Raw genomic sequence first — 20,405 nt, 5'->3', positions numbered from 1 at the left:
TGAGCGATGATCCAGAACCTGCTGGTCGCCAACCGCGGCGAGATCGCCCGCCGCGTCTTCCGCACCTGCCGCGACGCCGGGATCGGCACGGTCGCGGTGTTCTCCGACGCCGATGCCGCCGCGCCCCACGCGCTGGAAGCCGACGCGGCCGTCCGGCTGCCGGGCAACGCGCCGTCCGAGACGTACTTGCGGGCCGAGCTGCTGGTGAAGGCCGCGGCCGACACCGGCGCCGACGCCGTCCACCCCGGCTACGGGTTCCTGTCCGAGAACGCCGCGTTCGCGCGTGCCGTCCTCGACGCCGGGCTGACCTGGGTCGGGCCGCCGCCGGAAGCCATCGAGACCATGGGCTCCAAAGTGGAGTCCAAGCGGCTGATGGCCGCCGCGGGTGTCCCGGTGCTGTCCGAACTGGACCCGGCTTCGGTCACCGAGGCCGATCTTCCGCTGCTGGTCAAGGCATCTGCCGGGGGTGGTGGCCGCGGAATGCGTGTGGTCCGCTCGCTGGACGAGCTGACCGAGGCGGTGGAAGGTGCCAGCGCGGAGGCCGGGTCGGCGTTCGGCGACCCGACGGTGTTCTGCGAGCGGTACTTGGAGACCGGGCGGCACATCGAGGTCCAGGTCATGGCCGACCGGCACGGCACGGTGTGGGCGGTGGGGGAGCGGGAGTGCTCGATCCAGCGCCGCCACCAGAAGGTCGTCGAGGAGGCGCCGTCGCCGTTCGTCGACGACGCCATGCGTGCGGAGCTGTTCGACGCCGCGCGCAAGGCAGCCCAGGCGATCGACTACGTTGGCGCGGGCACGGTCGAGTTCCTCGCCGGGCCCGACGGTCGCTTCTACTTCCTGGAGATGAACACCCGGCTGCAGGTCGAGCACCCGGTCACCGAGAACGTCACCGGCCTGGACCTGGTCGCGCTGCAGCTGCGCGTCGCCGACGGGGAACGGCTGCCCGCCGACCCGCCGCCGACCGTTGGCCATTCGATCGAGGTCCGGCTGTACGCCGAGGATCCGGCCGAGAACTGGCAGCCGCAGAGCGGGACGCTGCACACCTTCGAGGTGCCGGATGTGGACCGTGAGTTCACCGAAGGCGCCGGGCTCAGGCTGGACTCCGGCTTCGAGAGCGGTTCCGTGGTGGGCGTCCACTACGACCCGATGCTCGCCAAGGTGATCACCTGGGCGCCGACCCGAGCCGAGGCTGCGAGGCGGCTCGCGAAGGCCCTGGCAGCGTCGAAGATCCACGGTGTGGTCACCAACCGCGACCTGCTGGTGAACATCCTCCGCCACGAAGCCTTCCTGGCCGGTGAGACGGACACGGCGTTCTTCGACCGGCACGGCTTGGACACCCTGGCCGCACCGCTGGCCACTGTGGACACCGAGCGCGTCTCGGCCCTCGCCGCCGCCCTGGCGGACGCGGCAGGCAACCGGGCGTCGGCGACCACCCAGGGCAGGCTGCCCAGCGGCTGGCGCAACGTCCGCTCGGCCGGGCAGCGCAAGGTCTTCACCGCGGGCGACCGCGAGCACGAGGTCGTCTATTCGCTCACGCGGGACGGGCTGAAAGCCGAGGGCCACCACGCCGAACTGGTCACGGCCGAGCCCGGCCGGGTCGTCCTGGACGTCGCCGGGGTGCGGCGCACCTTCGACGTCGCCCGGCACGACGGAGTGTCCTACGTGGACTCCGCGCTCGGCGCGGTCGCGCTCAAGGCCGAGCCGCGGTTCGCCGACCCGGACGCGGCGCTGGCCGCGGGCTCGCTGGTCGCGCCGATGCCGGGCACCGTCGTCCGGCTCGCCGTCCAGGCCGGGGACCCGGTCAAGGCCGGCGACCCGCTGCTGTGGCTCGAGGCGATGAAGATGGAACACCGGATCGCCGCCCCCGCCGACGGTGTGGTGGCGGAACTGCCGGTCACGGTCGGACAGCAGGTCGAAGTGGGCACGATCCTCGCGGTGGTGGGAGAAGCAGAATGAACGCGATGAACTTCATCGAGCCGGAAGAGCGGATCGCGCTCCGCAAGGCCGTCGCCGAGCTCGGCGCCAAGTACGGGCACGAGTACTACGCGCGCAAGGCCCGCGCCGACGAGAAGACCCACGAGCTGTGGGACGAAGCCGGCCGCCTGGGCTACCTCGGTGTCAACATCCCCGAGGAGTACGGCGGCGGGGGCGCGGGCATCGCCGACCTCGCCGCGGTCCTCGAGGAGCTGGCCGCCGCGGGTTCGCCGTTGCTGCTCATGGTCGTCTCGCCGGCGATCTGCGGCACCGTGATTTCGCGGTTCGGCACCGAAGAGCAGAAGAAGCAGTGGCTGCCCGGCATCGCCGACGGCACCAAGCGGATGGTCTTCGCCATCACCGAGCCGGACGCCGGGTCGAACTCGCACAAGATCACCACCACCGCCAAGCGCGACGGTGACGGCTGGGTCCTCAGTGGACGCAAGGTCTACATCTCCGGCGTCGACGAGGCGGACGCGGTGCTCGTGGTCGGCCGCATGGAGGACTCCAGGACGGGCAAGCTCAAGCCCGCGCTGTTCGTCCTGCCGACCGGCACGCCCGGGTTCGAGTACACCAAGATCCCGATGGACATCATCGCGCCGGAAGACCAGTTCTCGCTGTTCCTCGACGACGTCAAGCTCCCGGCCGAGGCGCTCGTCGGTGAGGAGGACGCGGCGATCGCGCAGCTGTTCGCCGGGCTCAACCCGGAACGCATCATGGGCGCGTCGTTCTCCCTCGGCATCGCCCGGTACGCGCTGGCCAAGGCCGTCTCCTACGCCAACCAGCGCCAGGTCTGGGGCACCCCGATCGGCGCCCACCAGGGCCTCGCGCACCCGCTGGCCGAGATCAAGGTCGAGCTGGAACTGGCCAAGCTGATGACGCAGAAGGCGGCGTCGCTCTACGACTCGGGCGACGACTTCGGCGCGGGAGAGTCGGCCAACATGGCCAAGTACGCCGCCGCCGAGGTCGCCATCCGCGCGACCGACCAGGCCGTCCAGACGCACGGCGGTAACGGCCTGGCCACCGAGTACGGCCTCGGCACGCTGGTCACCGCCGTCCGGCTGGGCCGGATCGCGCCGGTCAGCCGCGAGATGGTGCTCAACTTCGTCGGCCAGCACAGCCTCGGCCTGCCCAAGTCCTACTAGGAGGCGACATGTCTACTTTGGACGGCAAGACCATCATCATGTCCGGCGGCAGCCGCGGCATCGGTGAGGCGATCGCGCTGCGGGCGGCGAAGGACGGCGCCAACGTGGCGCTGCTGGCCAAGACCGCCGAACCGCACCCGAAGCTGCCCGGCACGATCTACACCGCCGCGGAGGCCATCGAGAAGGCCGGCGGGCACGCGCTGCCGATCCTCGGGGACGTCCGCGACGACGAAGGTGTGGCCGCGGCGGTGGCGAAGACCGTCGAGCAGTTCGGCGGCATCGACATCGTGGTGAACAACGCCAGCGCGATCGACCTGACGCCGACCGAGCAGGTCAGCATGAAGCGTTACGACCTGATGCAGGACATCAACGCGCGCGGCACGTTCCTGCTGTCGAAGCTGGCCATCCCGCACCTGCGGGTCTCGGCCAACGCGCACATCCTCACGCTGTCGCCGCCGATCAGCCTCGACGAGAAGTGGTTCACCGCCGGGCACCTCGCCTACAGCATCGCGAAGTACTCGATGAGCCTGGTGACCGTCGGCCTGGCCGCGGAACTGAAAAGGGACGGCGTCGCGGTCAACTCGCTGTGGCCGCGCACCACGATCGACACCGCGGCGATCCGCAACGTCGTCGGCGCCGAGCTGGCCGACCGCAGCCGGACGCCGGAGATCATGGCCGACGCCGCGTACGCCATCCTCACCAAGCCGAGCGGTGCGGCCACCGGGAACTTCTTCCTCGACGACGAGGTGCTGCGCGCGGAAGGCGTCACGGACTTCTCGAAGTACCGCATCGGCGGCTCTGAGGAGGACCTCCAGCTCGACTTCTGGGTCGACCCGGCTTGACCGGCGTCCGCGAACCCCAGCAGGAACGCAGCCGCACCACGCGGCGGCGGCTGATCGAGGCCGCGCTCGACAGCTTCGGCGAGCGCGGCTGGCACGGCGTCACGGTGGCCGTGATCGCCGAACGCGCGGGTGTCTCCCGGGGCGCCGCGCAACACCACTTCCCGACCCGCGAGGACCTCGTCGCGGCGGCGGTGGACCTCCTCGGCGAGGCGCAGATCGACGAACTGCGTGCCCAGGCCGCCGACCTGCCGAGCGGGTCGTCGCGCATCGAGCGGGTGGTCGAGATGGTGCTGAACCTCTACACCGGGCCGCTGTTCCGCGCCGCGCTGCAGCTCTGGGCGGTCGCCGCGACCGACGAAGCGCTGCGTGACGTGCTCGTGCCGCTGGAAGCCCGGGTCGGGCGGGAGGCGCACCGGGTGACCGTCGAACTGCTCGGCGTCGACGAGGCCCGCCCGGGTGTGCGCGAGCTGGTCCAGGCCACCCTCGATCTGGCCCGTGGCCTGGGCCTGGCGAACCTGCTGACCGACGACACACGGCGCCGGCGGCAGATCGTCCGCGAGTGGGCCCGCAGCCTGGAGCTCCGACTGGCCGGAACCGGCGAGGTCTAGTAAACGTCCTAGTGGCATTGGTAACACACTTGGTCCAATGGACGATGACTCGTAGTAAGCGGTTCAAGTAGGAAGGCAGTCCGGTGTCCGGTTCCGATGTCGAGCTCAACCACCGCGCGATGGCGATGCTGAAGGCGGTGGCAGCGGGCCGAGCGCAGATGTCGGTCAGCTGCGAACCGGACCTCTTCGTCGACGGATTCGCGTGCTGCGATCAGATGACCGCCCACGCGCTGGCCCATGGCGGCTACATCCGCGCCGCCGCCGAGAAGGCCGTCGGCCGCGTGCCCGCCGAGCTCACCGAGGCCGGCCGCGCCGCGCTGGACATCTCCCTCGCCGCCTGAGCGCCGTCTCCCCGCCTTTACGGAGCGTCGCGGCTTCGCTCGCACGTTCGGTGCCGGGCGGTGCTCCCGCCCGAGGCCCTGACCTGGCAGTCTTGAGCCCATGGCGGAACCCCCACCACCGGTGGACGACGAGGCGACGGTCTTCCTCCCCAGCGAGCTGCGCGGCCCCCACTGGCCCACTCGCGACCTCGACGTCTCCCGGCGGCCCTACGACGAGTTCGCCACCCAGATCGTCGCCCGGCCGCCCGCCTCGCCCGTCAGCGCCGGCCGTGGTGAAGGCGCCGGCTCGTCGCTGGCCCGCTCCAGCGGCCGGATGGCCGTCGCCTCGACCGTCAGCCGGATCACCGGCTTCGTCGCGAAGCTGCTGCTAGCCGCCGTGGTCGGGACCGGCGTGGTCAACGACTCCTTCACCGTTGCGAACACCCTGCCCAACATCGTGTTCGAGCTGCTCTTCGGCGGTGTGCTGGCCAGTGTCGTGGTGCCGCTGCTGGTGCGCTCCCAGGACGACCCGGACGGCGGCCGCGCCTACACGCAGCGGCTGATCACGATGGCGCTGGTGCTGCTCACCGTCGGCACGGCCGTCGCGGTGGCGATCGCGCCGCTGTTCACGTCGCTCTACGTCGACAAATCGTCAGCGGAGGCGAACCCGGGGCTCACCACCGCCCTGGCGTACCTGCTGCTGCCGCAGATCCTGTTCTACGGCCTCTTCGCGCTGCTGTCGGCGATCCTCAACGCCCAGAACGTCTTCGGCCCGCCGGCCTGGGCGCCGGTGCTGAACAACGTCGTCGTCACCGGCACGCTCGTCGTGTTCGCGGTGGTGCCGGGGGAGCTGACCCTCGACCCGGTCCGGATGAGCGACCCGAAGCTGCTCGTGCTCGGCCTCGGCACCACGCTCGGCATCATCGTGCAGGCGATGGTGCTGATCCCCGCGCTGCTGCGCACCGGGTTCCGGTTCCGCTGGCGCTGGGGTTTCGACCCGCGGATCAAGGAGTTCGGCGGGCTGGCCGCGTGGATCCTCGGGTACGTCGTGGTGAGCCACGTCGGGTTCGTCGTCACCACCCGCGTGCTGACCGGCGGCACCAGCGGCGGGGTCACCGCCTACAGCTACGCGTCCCTGCTCTTCCAGCTGCCGTACGGCATCCTCGGCGTCTCGCTGCTGACCGCGCTGATGCCGCGGATGAGCCGCGCCGCCGCGGACGGCGACACCGCGAGCCTGGTCGGCGACCTTTCGCTCGCCTCCCGCATCTCCACGGTGCTCTTCCTGCCGATCTCCGCGGTGCTGGCGGTGGTCGGCACGCCGGTCGGCATCACGATCTTCACCTGGGGCCGCGGCACCCTGGACGACGCCGAGCGGCTCGGCCAGACGCTGGCCGTCTCCGCCGTCGGGCTGCTGCCGTTCGCGCTGGTGATGTTGCAGCTGCGGGTGTTCTACGCGATGAAGGACGCCCGCACGCCCACGCTGATCATGCTGGTGATGACCGCGGTGAAGATCCCGCTGCTGATCCTCTGCCGCGGGCTGCTCGACGGTGAGCACATCGTCTACGGCGTGATGCTCGTGAACGGCGCCGGGTTCGTCGTCGGCGCGGTGCTCGGCCAGGTCTGGCTGTGGGTCCGGCTCGGGCACCTGCGCAGCAAGCGGTCGCTGCGGGTCGGGCTGATCACCCTCGGGGCCAGCGCCCTCGGTGTCGGGGCCGCGGTGCTCGCCGGGTACGCCGTGCCCGGCTCGCTCGGCACGATCCCCGCCGCCTGGGTGAAACTGCCGGTCCAGACCTTGCTCGGGATGGCCGTGCCGTTCGGGTTGCTGGCGCTGCTGAAGCTGCCGGAGTTCACCCCGGTGACCCGGCGCGTGGGCACCCTCCTGCGGCGGTTCGCGCCTCGTTGACGACTACGGCCGGGAACCCGATCCGGATGTCTCGAAACGGTAACGAGAGCGCTGCGATCAGCGCGTTTACAATTCCGGCGCGGCTTCCTAGGATCCACCGGGATCAGCGATGGGGTGGAGGTCGTGCATGACGCGCAGTGCGCGCAGGCGGCGGGATCGGGTCACGGTCGACGAACTGCTGCGGCAGGCCGGGGCGCGCCCGCGGAAACCCGGGTCGCGGGCGGCCGAGGCGGCCGCCCGGCGCGGCACCGCACCCGAGCCGCGTGGTTCGGGCGGCCGGTTCGCCCTGGCTTCGGCGGTGCTCGTGGTGCTGGGCGGGCTGGTGCTCGCGCTGGCGACGCGGCCGGACCCCGTCCCGGGCTCCACGCAGTTCCCGCAGCTGCAGCCGGCCACCGCCGTCCCGTCGTCGAGTGCGGTCGCGGCGCCGACACGGACGACCACGCCGTCCCCGGTGGTCATGCACGCACGCCAGACACCCACCCCCACGCCGACGGTGACGGTCGAGCTGCCGCCGCCGTCCACCACCGTGCCCGCCCCACCGTCCACAACGGACTACTACCGGTGTTACCCGTACGGCTGCCGCGATCACGGCACCCCGGTGCGCTGACGGCGTAGCAGCAGGTAGGTCCCGGCGGCGAGCACGAACCCGGCGGCGAAGGTGAGGTCGCCGAGGCCGGGCACCGCTTTCGGGATCGGCGCGGTGTAGAGCGCCTGGTTGGCGAACAGGCCGACGGACACGACCAGGCCGACGAGGAACGCCGTGAAGCCGGCGACGTTGCGGTGACTCCGATCGGCGAGCAGTTCGCCGAAGTCGGCGCCGCGGCGCAGGTGGTGGTCGGCCAGCAGCACACCGAGCCACGGGCCGATCCAGTAGGCGATGACCAGCAGGAAGTTCTCGTAGGCGTGGCCGGCGTCGGCGAGCCCGAGCCAGGCCAGCACGAACCCCACCGCGCCGAAGGCGAGCGCGACCACGGCGCGGCGCCAGGCCAGCGGCAGCCGGACGCCGAGGGCGAGGAAGGCGAGCGCTCCCGAGTAGACGTTGAGGACGTTCGCGGCGACCGCGCCGAGCGTGATCGCCAGCAGGGTCGCGGCGGCCAGGAAACCGGGCAGGTGCCCGGTGAACGCCGTCGCCGGGTTGGCGTCGGCCGGGCCGGCGATGGTCGTCGAAGCGGCGCCGACGAGCATCAGGACGGTGGTCGAGAGGAACAGGCCGCTGCCGGCATAGAGGCCGATCGCGCGTTTCGACGCGGTCTTCGGCAGGTAGCGCGTGTAGTCGGCGGCGTAGGGGTTCCAGCCCGCGGTGTAGCCGAACGCGGTGCCGACGGCGAGGAGGAACCCGCCGGAGCTGCCGGTGTTCGCCGTCGGACCGGCCTTCGTGAAGATGACGACGCTCGCGGCGGCGAACACCACGGCGAGCACGGCGAAGACGTACTTTTCGTACGCCTGGACGAGGTTGTGCCCGAAGAAGGCGATGACGATCTGCAGCGCGACGACGAGCACAAGACAGGCGAGCACCGGCAGCCCGGTGAGGCTGGTGAGCGCGAAGGCGCCGCTGACGCTGTTGACGGCGAACCAGCCGACCCCGGCCATCACCGACATCAGCGCGGCGGGCAGCAGGTTCCCGCGATACCCGAAGGCGGCGCGCCCGAGGACCATCTGCGGCACCCCGTAACGCGGTCCGCGCGCGCTCAGAACGCCGTGCGCGAGGGCGCCGAGCCCGTTCCCGATGACCGCGGCGAGCGCGGCCTGCCAGAAGGAAAGCCCGAACGCGGTGACGGCGAGGACACCGACGAAGATCGTGGCGAACTCGAGGTTCGGGGAGGCCCAGGTCCAGGCCAGTTGCCGCGGTGCGCCGTGCCGATCGGCGCCGGCGACGGGTTCGACCCCGCCGGGCTCGACGGCCGCGAGTTTGTCGCCGTACCCGGCCGCTTCGGTGCTCGTCATGCGAAGACGGTAGGTGACGAAGATTGCGCCGGTGTGACAGTCAACGGCGGCCTGCGCCGGGATGGGTCGGTGGGACGTGCAGCCTGAGCTGCCGTCGGTGAGCCAGGTCGCAGGGCCAGCAGGTCCGGATGCCGACGAAGTCGGCCGTTCGGTCGGCGTATTCGACGAGATCGGTGTAGCCGCAAAGCATGGTGACCGCATCGCCGGGGTGGGGCACGCGGACGAGCGCGGCTCGATGGCGCTCACCTCGGGCGACGAGGTGAAGGCGGTCGAGATCGAGCAGAACGTTCAGCGGCATCGCCACCCTCCTCGGCCGTGGGTCGTCGAGCCGGTTCGGCTGGGCGCAGATCGTTGGTCATCCGAGGTCATCCTTCGAGAAAACCGCAGCTCATGGGACTTCGGAACCACGTTGGCGAGACTCTTGCGGACGTTTGCGGGATCGGTTGGCCCGAGCAAAACGTCCCCATGGGAAAATCGCGCATGGCCAACGACCGGCTCCGGACGGCGATGCTCGCGGTCAACCTGACGGTGGACAGGCTCGCGGTCGCGGTGGATGTCGATCCGAAGACGGCCGAGCGGTGGATCAGCCGCGAGCGGGTGCCGCATCGGGCGACGCGGCACAAGGTCGTCGAGGTACTGGGATGTCGTGAGGTCGATCTGTGGCCGTCGCTGTCGGAGGACCCGCACGCCCCGCCGGGAGACACGGAACTGGTCCGGTTGTACCCGTCGCGCTCGGCGATCACGGCGACTACTTGGACAAGCCTGCTCACTGGTCTTCGGGCGCGGATGGACCTGCAGGTCTTCTCCGGAATCTTCCTGGTCGAACAGTACGATCTCGTCGCGCTGATCCGGGCGAAGTCCGCGGCCGGGGTGCGGTTCCGGCTCCTGGTCGGCGACGAGTCGGCCCCGGCGGTCCTCCGCCGGGCGGTGGAGGAGGGCACGCCCGGCGGACTCGAAGGCCGGGTCCAGCTGATGCGACGGTATCTGGTCGAGATCGCTGGCCTGGACGGTGTTGAAGTACGTACGCACGGCGAGACGCTTTACAACTCGCTCTACCGGTTCGACGACGAACTGCTCGTGAACGGGCACACGTTGGGTGCGCTCGCGGGCCAAAGCCCGGTGTGGCACTTGAGGCGAACGTCCGCCGGTCCGATCTGGGAGCACTACCGCAGGGCCTTCGAGCGTGCGTGGGCGGCCGGTGTGCCCGAAACCCGACGGGAGCTTTGATGGGCCGAATCGACTACTTCGACGATCCTGCGGCACCGATGGCCACCAGCGTGGTGCCTTCGGTGACCGCGGTCGTCCGTGACGAACAAGGTCGCGTGCTGCTCATCCACAAGATCGACAACGACCGGTGGGCGCTGCCGGGCGGCGGTCACGACGTAGGCGAACGAATCACGGAAACGGTCGTCCGCGAGGTCCGGGAGGAGACCGGGCTCAGTGTCGAAGTGGTGCGGCTGGTGGGAACCTACACCGATCCCCGGCACGTCATGGCCTACAGCGACGGTGAGGTCCGGCAGCAGTTCTCCCTGTGCTTCGAAGCTCGGTGGACCGGTGGCACGCCGCGCGAGGACGGCACGGAGACGAAGGCTGTCCGGTGGGTCGAGCCCGGGGCTTTGGCCACTTTGGACACTCATCCGTCCATGCGACTGCGGATCGAGCACGCGCTGGACGAGAGCCGCACGGCGCCCTACCTCGGCTGAGCCGCCATCCGGGTTTCGGTTCGGGTGACGGATTCTCTCAGCACGGGAGCCGCTCTCGTCCAGGTGCGGTGAACCGGATGAGCAGCCGGGTACCGCTCGAGGATCTCCGTTATCCGCTCGGCGAAGCCGACTCGATCGCCTCGTGGGCCGGTGGTCAGGTCCGCGGTGTCCAGCGCGTCGAGGGTGGATGCTTCCGGCATCGGGAAGGCCGCGAGTTCTCGGGTCAGTCCTCGTTCGGCGGCCTCGAACCGGGCGCCGGAATGGTGCACGACCAGGTTGACCACGCTGTCCGGCCAGCCGAGGCGCCGCAGGTGCCGGGCCCCGTCGAGGGGGTGGAAGCCGGTGGTGGCGATCTCGGGGGCGTAGCCGATGTCGTGCAGCCAGGCCGCGCTGACGAGCGGACCTCGATCCGGCAGCGGCACCGCCGGAAGCAGTTCGGTGACGCGGGCTGCGACTGCCCGCACGTGAGCCCACCGGTCGCCCAGTGGCTCGACCAGCGTGCGCGCGAGCTTCGCGGCCTCCGCCGGGCTCGATGGGGCGGGCATGGTGCCAGGCTACCGGCCGGTGTGACGGAATTCGGTTCCCGCTGACCGGAACCCTTCCCGGTCAGCGGCACCCAGCGGGGGTATTCCCAAAACCCGCGAAGACCCCCTCACCGGCCCCGATGCCGGTGAGAGGGCCTTCGACAGCCCCACTACGGGTCCGGGTCAGCCGGTGTAGCCGGCGACGATCTTGGTGAACGCGTACTTGTCCTGGGTGATGCCGGAGCACTCGCCGCCGCCGCTGCAGTCGCGGTTGGTGGCCCAGAACGTCAAGCGGGCCAGGTGGTGGCTCGCCGCGTAGCCGCGGATCGAATTGAAGTTCGCGACCGTGACCGTCTCGCCCGCGTTGTCGGTCTTGCCGTTCATCGAGGAGAGGCCGCTGTGCCGGTAGGCGGTGTCGTCGTTCCAGCCGAACGTGGTCTTGAGCTGGTTCTTCAGCCCGTCGACCGCGGACTTCGTCATGGCGGCCATGTCACCGCCGCTGGAGAAGTCGAACGGCATGACCGACCAGACGTCGACCGGGGCGCCGATCGCCTTGGCCTGGTTGATCAGGCGCTTGCCCCACGAGTCGGGGCCGGTCGTGGTGGTGCCGATGGTGATGACGACCTTGAGGTTCGGGTTCTTCTGCTTGGTCAGCCTGACCGCGTTGAGGATGCGGTCCTGCACCGTGTTGTTCTGGAACTCGTCGGTGTTCTCGATGTCCAGGTCGATCGCCTTGAGCCCGTAGGCGTCGATGACCTTCTGGTACGCGCCCGCGAGCGCCGAAGCCGAGGTGCACTTCGAGCCCAGCTTCGTGCCGGACCAGCCGCCGAAGGAGGGGATCACGTCCCCGCCCGCGTTGCGGATGTTCTGGATCATCGTCTTGTCCGAGCCGGTCAGCGAACGGCTGCCGTCCCACTTGGGGTTGCAGGTGCCGTCGGACAGCACGAACGCGAGGGTAAACGCTTTCACCCCGGTCGCGGACATCGCCGCGGTCGGGCTGGTCTGCCCGCCCCACTGGTACAGGTACGGGGAAGCGAGCACCGGGTCCACCGCGGCCATGGCCTGCGGGGCGAGGCCGACGGCCGTCGCCATCGCGGCTCCGGCCGCGACCGCGAGGGTCACCAGACGGCGTATGGATTTCATGGGGTCCTCCAAACGAGCGGTTGGAGCACCTCCGGTTTGAGGCGGCGGGATCATCCCGGGAGGAGCGCTGTGCCACCACACAGTGGACTAGACCAATGTTGCGTGTCAACCCTTCTTCGGTCGGAAAAATGACCCACCGTGTGCGACCGGCTCCCGAGCGTCCCACTGCGGAGGGCGACGTGAGATTCCCCTGAAGGCGGAGTGACACCACGCGGCAGACCGGCTAGTTTGCCGAAATGGTGGGGGATTCCACGGTCGCAGCCGGCGGGGGACGCCGCCCCGGCCGTTTCCTGCCCGCCGTCTTCCTCCAGCGGTGGGCGCTGTGGCGGCTGCCGCGCCGCGGCCAGGTCTGGTACCTCCTCCTCGTCGACGTCCTCGCGGTCGCCGCCGTTGTCCTCGCCGCCCTCCGGTTCCCGCCGCTCGCCACGATGCTGGCGCCGTTCGCGCTGCTCCTGGGCGGGATGCTGGTGTCGGCGGAGCTCGCGCGGCCGGTGGAACGCCACCGCGAAGAGACCCTCCTCGGCCCGGGTGTGGACACGCCGTGGATCTTCGCCGGGGTGCTCGTGCTCCGGCCCGGCTTCGCCGTCGCGCTGGTCGCGTTCTCCGCGCTGCACCAGTGGTTCCGGGTCCGGAGAAGACCCGCGTACCGGCAGGTGTTCGGCGCCGCGTCGACGGCGCTGGCCGGTCTGGTCGCGGGGGCCTTCCTCACCGCGACCGGCGTCCGGCCGCTCGGCGAGGTCCTCGACGCCCGCAGCGTCACCCTGCTCACCGTCGCCGGGGTGGTGTTCCTCGCGGTGAACGCCGCGCTCGTGACCGCCGCCGACGGCCCCCGCCGGCCCCGCGAAGCCGCGCCGGGCCACGCCTTCGACGCCGCGATGACCGCGTTCGGCCTGCCGCTCGCCTGGGCCGCGGTGGCCGCGCCGCTGCTCGTGCCGGTGCTGGCCGGCGCCACCGTCGTGCTGCACCGCGGGGGCTTGGGCCGCGGCCGCCGCTCGCACGTCACCCTCGATCCCGGCACCGGCGTGCTGACCGCTTCGTCGTGGCTCGGCGCCGCCGAAGCCGAACTGACCCGGCTCGGCCGGCACGGCCCCGGCCAGGCCGTGCTGCTGCTCGACCTCGACCACTTCCGCCAGCTCAACGACCGCTACGGCGCCCGCATCGGCGACGCGGTGCTGCGCGCGGTCGCCGACACCCTGCGCGACGAGGTCCGGGCCGCGGACCTCGTGGGCCGCTCCGGTGGTGAGGAGTTCGCGGTCCTGCTGGCCGGCACCGGCCGCTTCGACGCGATGGCCATCGCCGAGCGGATCCGGCTGCGGGTCGCGTCGACGCTGGTGGCGTTGAAGGCATCGGGGGACGGGCCGCAGTTCGTGGGGGTGACGGTGTCGATCGGGGTCGCGGCGTGCGCGGCCGATGAGGTGCTTTCGGACGCGCTGCTGGCGGCGGAGGCGGCGTTGCTGCGTGCGAAGGCGGCGGGGCGGAACCGGACGATCTGCGCCGAGCCGACGTCGTGAACGAGTCGTTCATGACGTTTGCACTGCTGGTCAGCTCATCGTGATCGCGTCCAGCTTCTCCTTCAGGTAGTCCGCGGCGATGACCTCCGGGTAGCTCCGCCGGCCCAGCGGCGGCGCCAGCGACGTGATCCGCGCGTCGTGGTCGGTTTCGTAGAAGAAGATCAGCGACACCAGGTCCTCGTCCGGCGCGGTCGCCGCCGGCGGCAGGACGCGGTGCCGCGTGGACCGCCAGCGGTCGCCCGTCCAGCGGGCCATCAGGTCACCGATGTTGACCGTCAACGCGTCCGGGTGGAACGGCGCGTCCTCCCACTCGCCGCCGGCCGTGAAGACCTGCAGGCCGCCGACGCCGGCTTGGCGGTCGAGGACCGTCACCGTGCCGAAGTCGGTGTGCGGGCCGATCCGGAACTGGTCCGGCTCGGGCGCGCCGACCCGGGTCATCGGCGGGTACCAGTTGATGTTGAACGTGTACGTCGGGTGCGCGGTGTGCCGCGTGAAGTGGCTTTCGGCCAGGCCGAGCGCCGCCGCGAAGATCTCCAGCAGGTGGTCCGACAGCGCGCGCATCCGGCGCATGTACTCGGTGGCCGTCTCGGCGAGGTCGGGCACCTCGTCCGGCCAGACGTTGGGCTGGAACCAGAACCCGTCCACCTCGGCGACACCGACGCCGAGGTCGGCCCCCGCCGAGTAGGACTCCTTGAGGTCCGGGGGCGTTTCGGTGCCCTCGGCGTACCCGTTGGCCTCGACCCCCGGCGGCAGCCAGCCGCGGCCGCCGACGGTGACGGCGTAACGCTGCTTGACGTGCTCGGGCAGCGCGAAGAACCGCCGCGCCAGCTCACGGGTGCGGCCGCGCAGGTCGTCCGGGACGCCGTGCCCGGTGACCAGCAGGAAGCCGGACTCCCGCAGCGCGCGGTCGACCTGGCCGGCGACCTCGGCCCGGCCTTCGGACGTGCCCGCGAACCACGGCGAAAGGTCCACGAGCGGAACGGATGACGGCATACCGGCTCCTCAGCAAAGCACAGTCCTGTCCAGCACTGTCCTATTCGGACTTCTCGACCCCGATGTCCTCGAACCACAGGTCCGGGCGCGCCGCGATGAACTCCGTCATCAGCGCCGTGCACGCGGGGTCGTCGAGCAGGGTGATCTCCACGCCGAGGCCGGCCAGCCAGTCGTGCCCGCCGTGGAACGTCTCCGCTTCGCCGATGACGACGCGCCCGATCCCGAACTGACGGACGAGCCCGGAGCAGTACCAGCACGGCGAGAGCGTGGTGACCATGATCGTGTCGCGGTAGTGCGGGCGGCGGCCGGCGTTGCGGAACGCCGCGGTCTCGGCGTGCGTCGACGGGTCGCCGTCCTGCACGCGCCGGTTGTGCCCGCGGCCCAGCAGGGTGCCCGCGGTGTCGAACAGCGCGGCCCCGATCGGCACGCCGCCTTCGGCCTTGCCCAGCTCGGCTTCTTCACGGGCGACGGCGAGCAGGGCGCCAGGGTCGATCGGCATGCGTCACTCTTTCCGCCTGGGGCGGTGCGTGGCAAGTGTTTGACCACGCGGCTGCACCATCCGGCGGATCGAGGACCGGAACTGTCCTCGATGTCTGACACACTGCGTGGCATGTACGGCACTTCGGAGCGACTGCTCAGGCTGCTCTCCCTGCTGCAGGCGCGGCGGGACTGGCCGGGCGCCGACCTCGCGACACGTCTCGAGGTCGACGTGCGGACGATCCGCCGCGACGTCGAGCGGCTGCGGTCCCTCGGTTACCCGGTGCACGCGACGCCGGGGGTGGCCGGCGGGTACCGCCTCGGCGCGGGCGCCGCACTGCCGCCGCTGCTGCTGGACGACGACGAGGCCGTCGCGGTCGCGGTCGGCCTGCGCACGGCCGCGAGCGGCACGGTCAGCGGCATCGAGGAGACGTCGGTGCGCGCGCTGGCGAAGCTCGAGCAGGTGCTGCCGGCGCGGTTGCGGCCGCGGGTGGGGGCGCTGCACGCGGCGACGTTGTCCCTGCCCGGCAGCGGGCCGACGGTCGACGCGGCGGTGCTCACCACGATCGCCGCCGCCTGCCGCGACCAGGAGCGGCTGCGGTTCGGCTACGGAGACCGCGAAGGCACGCAGACGGACCGCTCGGCCGAGCCGCTGCGGCTGGTCCACACCGGGCGGCGCTGGTACCTGGTCGCGTTCGACCTCGACAAGCAGGAGTGGCGGACCTTCCGCGTCGACCGGATCGTGGGCGTGCCGGTGCCGGGCTTCCGGTTCACCCCGCGCGAGCCCCCGGCCGAGGACCTGGCGGCGTACGTTTCGCGCCAGATCTCGACGGCGCCGTACTCGCACCGGTTCGTGCTGCGGATCGCCGCCCCGGCCGAGGTGATGGCGGCCCGCATCCCGCCGACCACCGGTGTCGTCGAGGCGATCGACGAGCACAGCTGCCGGGTGCGGACCGGGGCGAACTCCCTGGACACGGTGCCGTACTACCTGGCGCAGTGGGGCTACGACTTCGTCATCGAGGAAGCGCCGCCCGGGCTGGTCGAACTGCTGCGGGAGGTCGCCGAACGCTTCACCCGGGCGGTCGGCTGACGCGGAAATTCGGGTGCGGGCCGGCGGTGCGGTGGGGTGTGATCGGGGGATGGCGATCATGCCGGACGTCGACGGGCTGGACGAAGCCGTGCGCGCGCTGGGGGAGTGGCAGCACGACGGCGCGCCGATGCAGCTGCACCCGGGGGACCTGGGCTGGTACCGGCGGTTCGGTGCCGAAAAGGCGGCCGCGGCGGTCCGCGTCTGGCGCCGCGACGGCCGGATCCTCGCCGTCGGGCTGCTCGACGGACCCGAGCTGCTGCGGCTGACGACCGCGCCGGACGTCCGGCGGGACGAGGAGCTGGCGCGGCAGCTGGCCGAAGACATCGTCGAACCCTCGCGCGGCGTGTTGCCGGCGGGCCGGGTGAACGTCGAGGCGCCCCGGGACGCGCTGCTGCACGACCTGCTGGCCGAGGCCGGCTGGGACGTCGACGAGCCGTGGACGCCGCTGTGCCACGACCTCGCGGAGCCGGTGCCGGACCCGGTGCTGCGGATCGAGGTGGCCGGGCCGGCGCAGGCGGACGTGCGGGCCGTGGTGCACCGGGCGTCGTTCGGCCGGTCGACGTTCACCGCGGAGTCCTGGCACACGATGGCGGCCGGTCCGGCCTACGCCGACGCCCGCTGCCTGATCGCGTACAACAGCCGGGGTGCCGCGGTGGCGGCGGTGACGGTGTGGTCGGCCGGCGCCGGGCGGCCGGGGCTGCTCGAGCCGATGGGGGTGCACCAGGACCACCGCGGGCACGGGTACGGCCGGGCGATCAGCGTCGCCGCGGCGGCCGCGCTTCGGCAGCTGGGTTCGTCGAGCGCAATCGTTTGCACCCCGAGTTCGAACGTCGGCGCCGTCGCGACCTACGCGTCGGCGGGCTTCCGGCCGCTTCCGGAGGTCCGGGACCGGTATCGGGACGCTTAGACCCGTACGCGGTCGCTTTCGCCGTCCGAAAGGAACTTGGCGAGCTGTGCCCCCTCTTCCGCGACGGCCTCACGCTCGGCTCGGCCGAGGCGGTGCAGCGGGGTGACGGCCACCGTCGCGGCGTCGACCGTCCACGTCGCGGCGACCCGGCCGTCGACCAGGACAACACGTTCACCGGCGACCGAAAGCCCGCGGTGCGCTTCGTCGATGATCCGGCTGCGGTCGTGGTAGCCGAGGATCGCGTTGTCGAACGCCGGCAGGAACCGCACCGGGGCCGGGGTTTCCGGGTCCGGGCGCGGTGCGTCCGGCAGGTCGAGGAGCTCGCGGCCCCGCTCGTCGCGGAAGACCACCAGCTCCTCGCGCAGCGCCTTGACCGCCGCCGGCAGCCCGGCCAGGCCGCACCACGCCCGGACGTCGGCCGACGCCGCCGGGCCGAACGCGGCCAGGTAGCGCCGCACCAGCGTCTGCCCGACCGGGTCGGCCGCGTCCGGGTCCGGCGGGTCGGGCTCGCGGCCGAGCCAGGCGGACAGCGGGAGGTTGCGCACACCGGCCTTGGTGCGCCACAGCCCCCGCGGCGGCAGCTGCGCCGCGGGGATCAGTGCCGCGATCAGCATCTCGCCGAGCGCCCGCGGCCCCGGTGCGGGCCAGCGGCCGGCGACCGCCCGGGCGAGCTCGCTCATCGAGCGCGGCTCACCGTCGGCCAGCACGGCCCGGCCCGCCGCCGCGAGCTCGTCGAGATCCACTCCCTCGAGCTCGCGGCGGTAGGTGCCGAGGACGCGCTGGCGCAGCATGCCGTCGAAGCGGGCGCGCCACGCCAGGACGTCCTCGGCGGTGAGCAGGTGGACGGTCCGGCGCATCAGGTGGGTCCGCACCACGCGCCGCCCGCTCAGCAGCTCCGACAGGACGCCCGGGTCGAACGCGCGCAGCCGCGACCACAGGCCGGCGAACGGCTCCTGCGGTTCCTGCGCCTGCAGGCCGCAGAGGTGCGCGACGGCGTTGTGAACGGGCAGGTCGGCGCGGTCGAGCAGCAGCTGACGGGCGAGCGTCGCGCGGTTGAGCGCCCGGGCGTCCAGCACGGTCACGTCGACTTCTGGCCGTCGAGCGTCTCGCGCAGGATGTCCGCGTGCCCGGCGTGCTGGGCGGTTTCGGCGATGACGTGCATCAGCACCCGGCGCACGCTCCGCTCTTCGCCCGGCGGGAACCACGGCGCCGCCGGCAGCGGGTGCGTCGCGGCCAGGTCCGGGACAGTCGTGATGACGTCTTCGCTGCGCTTGGCGACGTCCTCGTAGCGCGCGAGGACCCCGGCCAGGGTCTCGCCGGGCAGCATCCGGAACTCGTTCTGGTGGTCGACGGCCCACTGCGGGATCTCCTTCGCCGTGCCCGCGGCCATGTCCGCCCAGGTCACCCCGTCGGGGAGGTCGAAGCGCATCGCTTCCGGGCCGTCGAGGACGAACCGCAGCCAGCCCTCCTCGATGGTGGCGACGTGCTTGATCAGGCCACCCAGGCACAGCGCGCTGACGGTCGGCCGGGCGCCGGCCTGCTCGTCGGTGAGCCCGCGCGTCGTGGAGATCAGGGCGGTCCGGGCGGTGGTGAGCTCGGCGATCAGGTCGGCTCGCTCGTCTTCGTTGTTCGGCATGAGGCCACTGTGGCAGGGATAGCGGACAGGAAGTGTCCGCTACTTCGGGCAAGATCGGGTCATGCCGAAAACTTCCGGACGCCTGCTGGCCCTGCTCTCGCTGCTCCAGGCCCGCCGGGACTGGCCGGGCATGCTCCTGGCCGAGCGGCTGGAGGTCAGCGCGCGCACGGTCCGCCGCGACGTCGACCGCCTGCGGGAGCTCGGTTACCCGATCACGACCACCAAGGGCCCCGACGGCGGTTACCGGCTGGACGCGGGTGCGCAGCTGCCGCCGCTGCTGTTCGACGACGAGCAGGCGGTGGCGCTCGTGGTCGCGCTCCGGACGGCGACCGGCGCCGGGATCGAGGAAGCCGCGGCCCGCGCCCTGCACACGGTCCGGCAGGTGCTGCCGGCCCGGCTGCGCCACCGCGTCGACGCGCTGCGCGTGACCGCCGTCGACCGCGCCGGGCCCGCGGTCGACCCGGCGGTGCTCGGCACGCTCAGCGCGGCCGTCCACGCCGGCGAAGTGCTGCGGTTCGACTACGCGTCTTCCGGCGGCCCACCACGCCGCGTGGAGCCGCACCACGTGGTGACTCGCGGCGGCCGCTGGTACCTGGTGGCGTGGGACCTCGACCGCGACGACTGGCGCACGTTCCGCGTCGACCGGATCACCCCGCGCGTCCCGACGGGCCCACGTTTTGCTCCCCGCGAGCTGCCGGGCGGAGACGTGGCCGCGTTCGTCGCGCAGCGCTTCGCGGGCAAGGACGCTTCCGGGGACTGGCCGTGCCGGGGTGAAGTGATCCTCGACCTGCCCGCGCACGAGGTGTCCACGTACGCCCGTGACGGCGTGGTCGAGGAACTGGGCCCGGACCGCTGCCGGCTCGTGCTGGGGGCCTGGTCTTGGCCGGGGTTGGCCGCTTCGCTGGGCCGGTTCGACGCCGATATCGAGGTTGTCGGACCGGGGGAGTTGAAGGAGGCTTTCGGGCGGCTGGCCCGGCGGTACGCCGCGGCAGCGACGTGACCGACTGCTCAGTCTGTGACCGGCGTCTCAGCTTTTGCGCCGAGCATGCGCAGCACGAGCTCGCCGTACTCCTTGCCCAGCGCGGTCGGCGTCTGGCGGGCGCGGTCGGTGTACCAGCGGGCGACGTCGACACCCAGGGAGAGCACCGCCCGGGCGGAAATGTGCGGGTCGGACACCGTGAACACGCCGCCCGCAACGCCTTCGGTGATCACTTCGCGGACGATCCGCTCGATCCGGCGCCGCAATTCGGCGACCACTTCGAACTCCTGCTCGGGCAGGGCCTGCAGCTCGTACTGGACGACCCGGGCCACGGTGTGGCGCCGCGCGTGCCAGGCCACGAAGTCCTCGACGATCAGCCGGATCCGCTCGACCGGGTCGGAAACCCGCGCGACGACGTTCTCGACCAGGGCGAGGGTCTGCTCGTGGCCGTACCGGCTGATCGCGAACAGCAGTGCCGCCTTGGAGGGAAAGTGCACGTAGAGCGCGGCCGGGCTCATCCCCGCCGCGCCGGCGATGTCCCGCGTCGTGGTGGCGTGGTAGCCGCGGTTCGCGAAGGCTTCCACTCCGGCCAGCATCAGCCGCCGGGCGGTTTCGGGCTGGACGTCGGGCCACAGTTCGGCCGACAGCGACATCGTCATCCGCTGATCCTCCCAGATCGCCCCGCCCCGAGCGGCAGCCACGACGG

At 71.7% G+C, this 20,405-nt stretch carries 22 protein-coding genes; 13 read left to right on the top strand and 9 right to left on the bottom strand.

The window, feature by feature from the left end; translation table 11 throughout:
- Positions 1 to 6 precede the first annotated feature (6 nt).
- The 7 genes from ACIA5G_RS15820 to ACIA5G_RS15790 all read left to right on the top strand — a co-directional run bounded on the left by ACIA5G_RS15820 (position 7) and on the right by ACIA5G_RS15790 (position 7,399).
- Positions 7 to 1,956 (top strand): acetyl/propionyl/methylcrotonyl-CoA carboxylase subunit alpha, encoded by a 1,950-nt coding sequence (locus tag ACIA5G_RS15820; protein WP_395923632.1) that lies wholly within the window; start codon positions 7 to 9, stop codon positions 1,954 to 1,956.
- Positions 1,953 to 3,119 (top strand): acyl-CoA dehydrogenase family protein, encoded by a 1,167-nt coding sequence (locus tag ACIA5G_RS15815; RefSeq protein WP_395923631.1) that lies wholly within the window; start codon positions 1,953 to 1,955, stop codon positions 3,117 to 3,119. The genes ACIA5G_RS15820 and ACIA5G_RS15815 overlap by 4 nt, the downstream gene beginning before the upstream one ends.
- A gap of 8 nt (positions 3,120 to 3,127) precedes the next feature.
- Positions 3,128 to 3,961 carry an SDR family oxidoreductase gene (locus ACIA5G_RS15810; RefSeq protein ID WP_395923630.1) on the top strand — a complete coding sequence of 278 codons (834 nt, stop codon included), beginning with the start codon at positions 3,128 to 3,130 and terminating at the stop codon, positions 3,959 to 3,961.
- Complete coding sequence (locus tag ACIA5G_RS15805; protein WP_395923629.1) at positions 3,958 to 4,569, top strand: TetR/AcrR family transcriptional regulator; 612 nt, start codon at positions 3,958 to 3,960, stop codon at positions 4,567 to 4,569. Before ACIA5G_RS15810 ends, ACIA5G_RS15805 begins: the two co-directional genes overlap by 4 nt.
- 83 nt (positions 4,570 to 4,652) lie before the next feature.
- Positions 4,653 to 4,910 (top strand): hypothetical protein, encoded by a 258-nt coding sequence (locus ACIA5G_RS15800; RefSeq protein WP_395923628.1) that lies wholly within the window; start codon positions 4,653 to 4,655, stop codon positions 4,908 to 4,910.
- A gap of 100 nt (positions 4,911 to 5,010) precedes the next feature.
- Complete coding sequence (gene murJ / locus ACIA5G_RS15795) at positions 5,011 to 6,792, top strand: murein biosynthesis integral membrane protein MurJ (protein WP_395923627.1); 1,782 nt, start codon at positions 5,011 to 5,013, stop codon at positions 6,790 to 6,792.
- Positions 6,793 to 6,919: 127 nt separating this feature from the next.
- Positions 6,920 to 7,399, top strand: a complete 480-nt coding sequence (locus ACIA5G_RS15790; protein ID WP_395923626.1) for a hypothetical protein — start codon at positions 6,920 to 6,922, stop codon at positions 7,397 to 7,399.
- Here ACIA5G_RS15790 and ACIA5G_RS15785 read toward each other — a convergent pair.
- Together ACIA5G_RS15785 and ACIA5G_RS15780 are read right to left on the bottom strand one after the other, a co-directional pair.
- The gene (locus ACIA5G_RS15785) at positions 7,378 to 8,736 is read right to left on the bottom strand and encodes a purine-cytosine permease family protein (protein ID WP_395923625.1); all 1,359 of its coding nucleotides are present in this window, start codon (positions 8,734 to 8,736) and stop codon (positions 7,378 to 7,380) included. The genes ACIA5G_RS15790 and ACIA5G_RS15785 overlap by 22 nt on opposite strands.
- Before the next feature lie 40 nt (positions 8,737 to 8,776).
- Positions 8,777 to 9,034 (bottom strand): zinc finger protein, encoded by a 258-nt coding sequence (locus ACIA5G_RS15780; protein WP_395923624.1) that lies wholly within the window; start codon positions 9,032 to 9,034, stop codon positions 8,777 to 8,779.
- A gap of 167 nt (positions 9,035 to 9,201) precedes the next feature.
- On the opposite strand from ACIA5G_RS15780, the gene ACIA5G_RS15775 reads away from it, so the two are divergent.
- Both ACIA5G_RS15775 and ACIA5G_RS15770 read left to right on the top strand, forming a co-directional pair.
- Positions 9,202 to 9,963, top strand: a complete 762-nt coding sequence (locus ACIA5G_RS15775; RefSeq protein WP_395923623.1) for a helix-turn-helix domain-containing protein — start codon at positions 9,202 to 9,204, stop codon at positions 9,961 to 9,963.
- On the top strand, positions 9,963 to 10,439 hold the full coding sequence (locus tag ACIA5G_RS15770) for an NUDIX domain-containing protein (RefSeq protein ID WP_395923622.1): 477 nt from the start codon (positions 9,963 to 9,965) through the stop codon (positions 10,437 to 10,439). Before ACIA5G_RS15775 ends, ACIA5G_RS15770 begins: the two co-directional genes overlap by 1 nt.
- On the opposite strand, the gene ACIA5G_RS15765 is transcribed toward ACIA5G_RS15770, so the two are convergent.
- Both ACIA5G_RS15765 and ACIA5G_RS15760 read right to left on the bottom strand, forming a co-directional pair.
- Positions 10,427 to 10,984, bottom strand: coding sequence for an HD domain-containing protein (locus tag ACIA5G_RS15765; RefSeq protein WP_395923621.1), 558 nt, complete (start codon positions 10,982 to 10,984; stop codon positions 10,427 to 10,429). The genes ACIA5G_RS15770 and ACIA5G_RS15765 overlap by 13 nt on opposite strands.
- Positions 10,985 to 11,146: 162 nt before the next feature.
- A complete protein-coding gene (locus ACIA5G_RS15760; RefSeq protein ID WP_395923620.1) occupies positions 11,147 to 12,106 on the bottom strand; it encodes a chitinase in 960 nt (319 codons plus the stop codon).
- A gap of 236 nt (positions 12,107 to 12,342) precedes the next feature.
- Between ACIA5G_RS15760 and ACIA5G_RS15755 the strand changes: the two genes are divergently transcribed.
- Positions 12,343 to 13,617 (top strand): diguanylate cyclase, encoded by a 1,275-nt coding sequence (locus tag ACIA5G_RS15755; RefSeq protein ID WP_395923619.1) that lies wholly within the window; start codon positions 12,343 to 12,345, stop codon positions 13,615 to 13,617.
- A gap of 30 nt (positions 13,618 to 13,647) precedes the next feature.
- Here the strand turns inward: ACIA5G_RS15755 and ACIA5G_RS15750 are convergent, their stop codons facing one another.
- Entirely contained in the window at positions 13,648 to 14,610 is a 963-nt protein-coding gene (locus ACIA5G_RS15750) for an isopenicillin N synthase family dioxygenase (protein ID WP_395923618.1), read from the bottom strand.
- A 40-nt stretch (positions 14,611 to 14,650) separates the two neighbouring features.
- The gene (locus tag ACIA5G_RS15745) at positions 14,651 to 15,109 is read right to left on the bottom strand and encodes a nucleoside deaminase (protein WP_395923617.1); all 459 of its coding nucleotides are present in this window, start codon (positions 15,107 to 15,109) and stop codon (positions 14,651 to 14,653) included.
- Positions 15,110 to 15,220: 111 nt separating this feature from the next.
- On the opposite strand from ACIA5G_RS15745, the gene ACIA5G_RS15740 reads away from it, so the two are divergent.
- Together ACIA5G_RS15740 and ACIA5G_RS15735 are read left to right on the top strand one after the other, a co-directional pair.
- The gene (locus ACIA5G_RS15740; RefSeq protein ID WP_395923616.1) at positions 15,221 to 16,177 is read left to right on the top strand and encodes a helix-turn-helix transcriptional regulator; all 957 of its coding nucleotides are present in this window, start codon (positions 15,221 to 15,223) and stop codon (positions 16,175 to 16,177) included.
- Between the two features lie 49 nt (positions 16,178 to 16,226).
- Positions 16,227 to 17,084 (top strand): GNAT family N-acetyltransferase, encoded by an 858-nt coding sequence (locus ACIA5G_RS15735; protein WP_395923615.1) that lies wholly within the window; start codon positions 16,227 to 16,229, stop codon positions 17,082 to 17,084.
- Here the strand turns inward: ACIA5G_RS15735 and ACIA5G_RS15730 are convergent.
- Both ACIA5G_RS15730 and ACIA5G_RS15725 read right to left on the bottom strand, forming a co-directional pair.
- Complete coding sequence (locus ACIA5G_RS15730) at positions 17,081 to 18,166, bottom strand: winged helix DNA-binding domain-containing protein (protein WP_395923614.1); 1,086 nt, start codon at positions 18,164 to 18,166, stop codon at positions 17,081 to 17,083. The genes ACIA5G_RS15735 and ACIA5G_RS15730 overlap by 4 nt on opposite strands.
- Complete coding sequence (locus tag ACIA5G_RS15725; protein WP_395923613.1) at positions 18,163 to 18,720, bottom strand: DinB family protein; 558 nt, start codon at positions 18,718 to 18,720, stop codon at positions 18,163 to 18,165. Before ACIA5G_RS15725 ends, ACIA5G_RS15730 begins: the two co-directional genes overlap by 4 nt.
- Positions 18,721 to 18,781: 61 nt before the next feature.
- Between ACIA5G_RS15725 and ACIA5G_RS15720 the strand changes: the two genes are divergently transcribed.
- Positions 18,782 to 19,720, top strand: a complete 939-nt coding sequence (locus ACIA5G_RS15720) for a helix-turn-helix transcriptional regulator (RefSeq protein ID WP_395923612.1) — start codon at positions 18,782 to 18,784, stop codon at positions 19,718 to 19,720.
- A gap of 8 nt (positions 19,721 to 19,728) precedes the next feature.
- On the opposite strand, the gene ACIA5G_RS15715 is transcribed toward ACIA5G_RS15720, so the two are convergent.
- On the bottom strand, positions 19,729 to 20,358 hold the full coding sequence (locus tag ACIA5G_RS15715; protein ID WP_395923611.1) for a TetR/AcrR family transcriptional regulator: 630 nt from the start codon (positions 20,356 to 20,358) through the stop codon (positions 19,729 to 19,731).
- Positions 20,359 to 20,405: the final 47 nt, after the last annotated feature.

The sequence above is a fragment of the Amycolatopsis sp. NPDC051758 genome (genome assembly GCF_044453095.1).
Classification (GTDB): domain Bacteria; phylum Actinomycetota; class Actinomycetes; order Mycobacteriales; family Pseudonocardiaceae; genus Amycolatopsis.
This window is presented reverse-complemented; position numbering and strand designations above follow the sequence as displayed.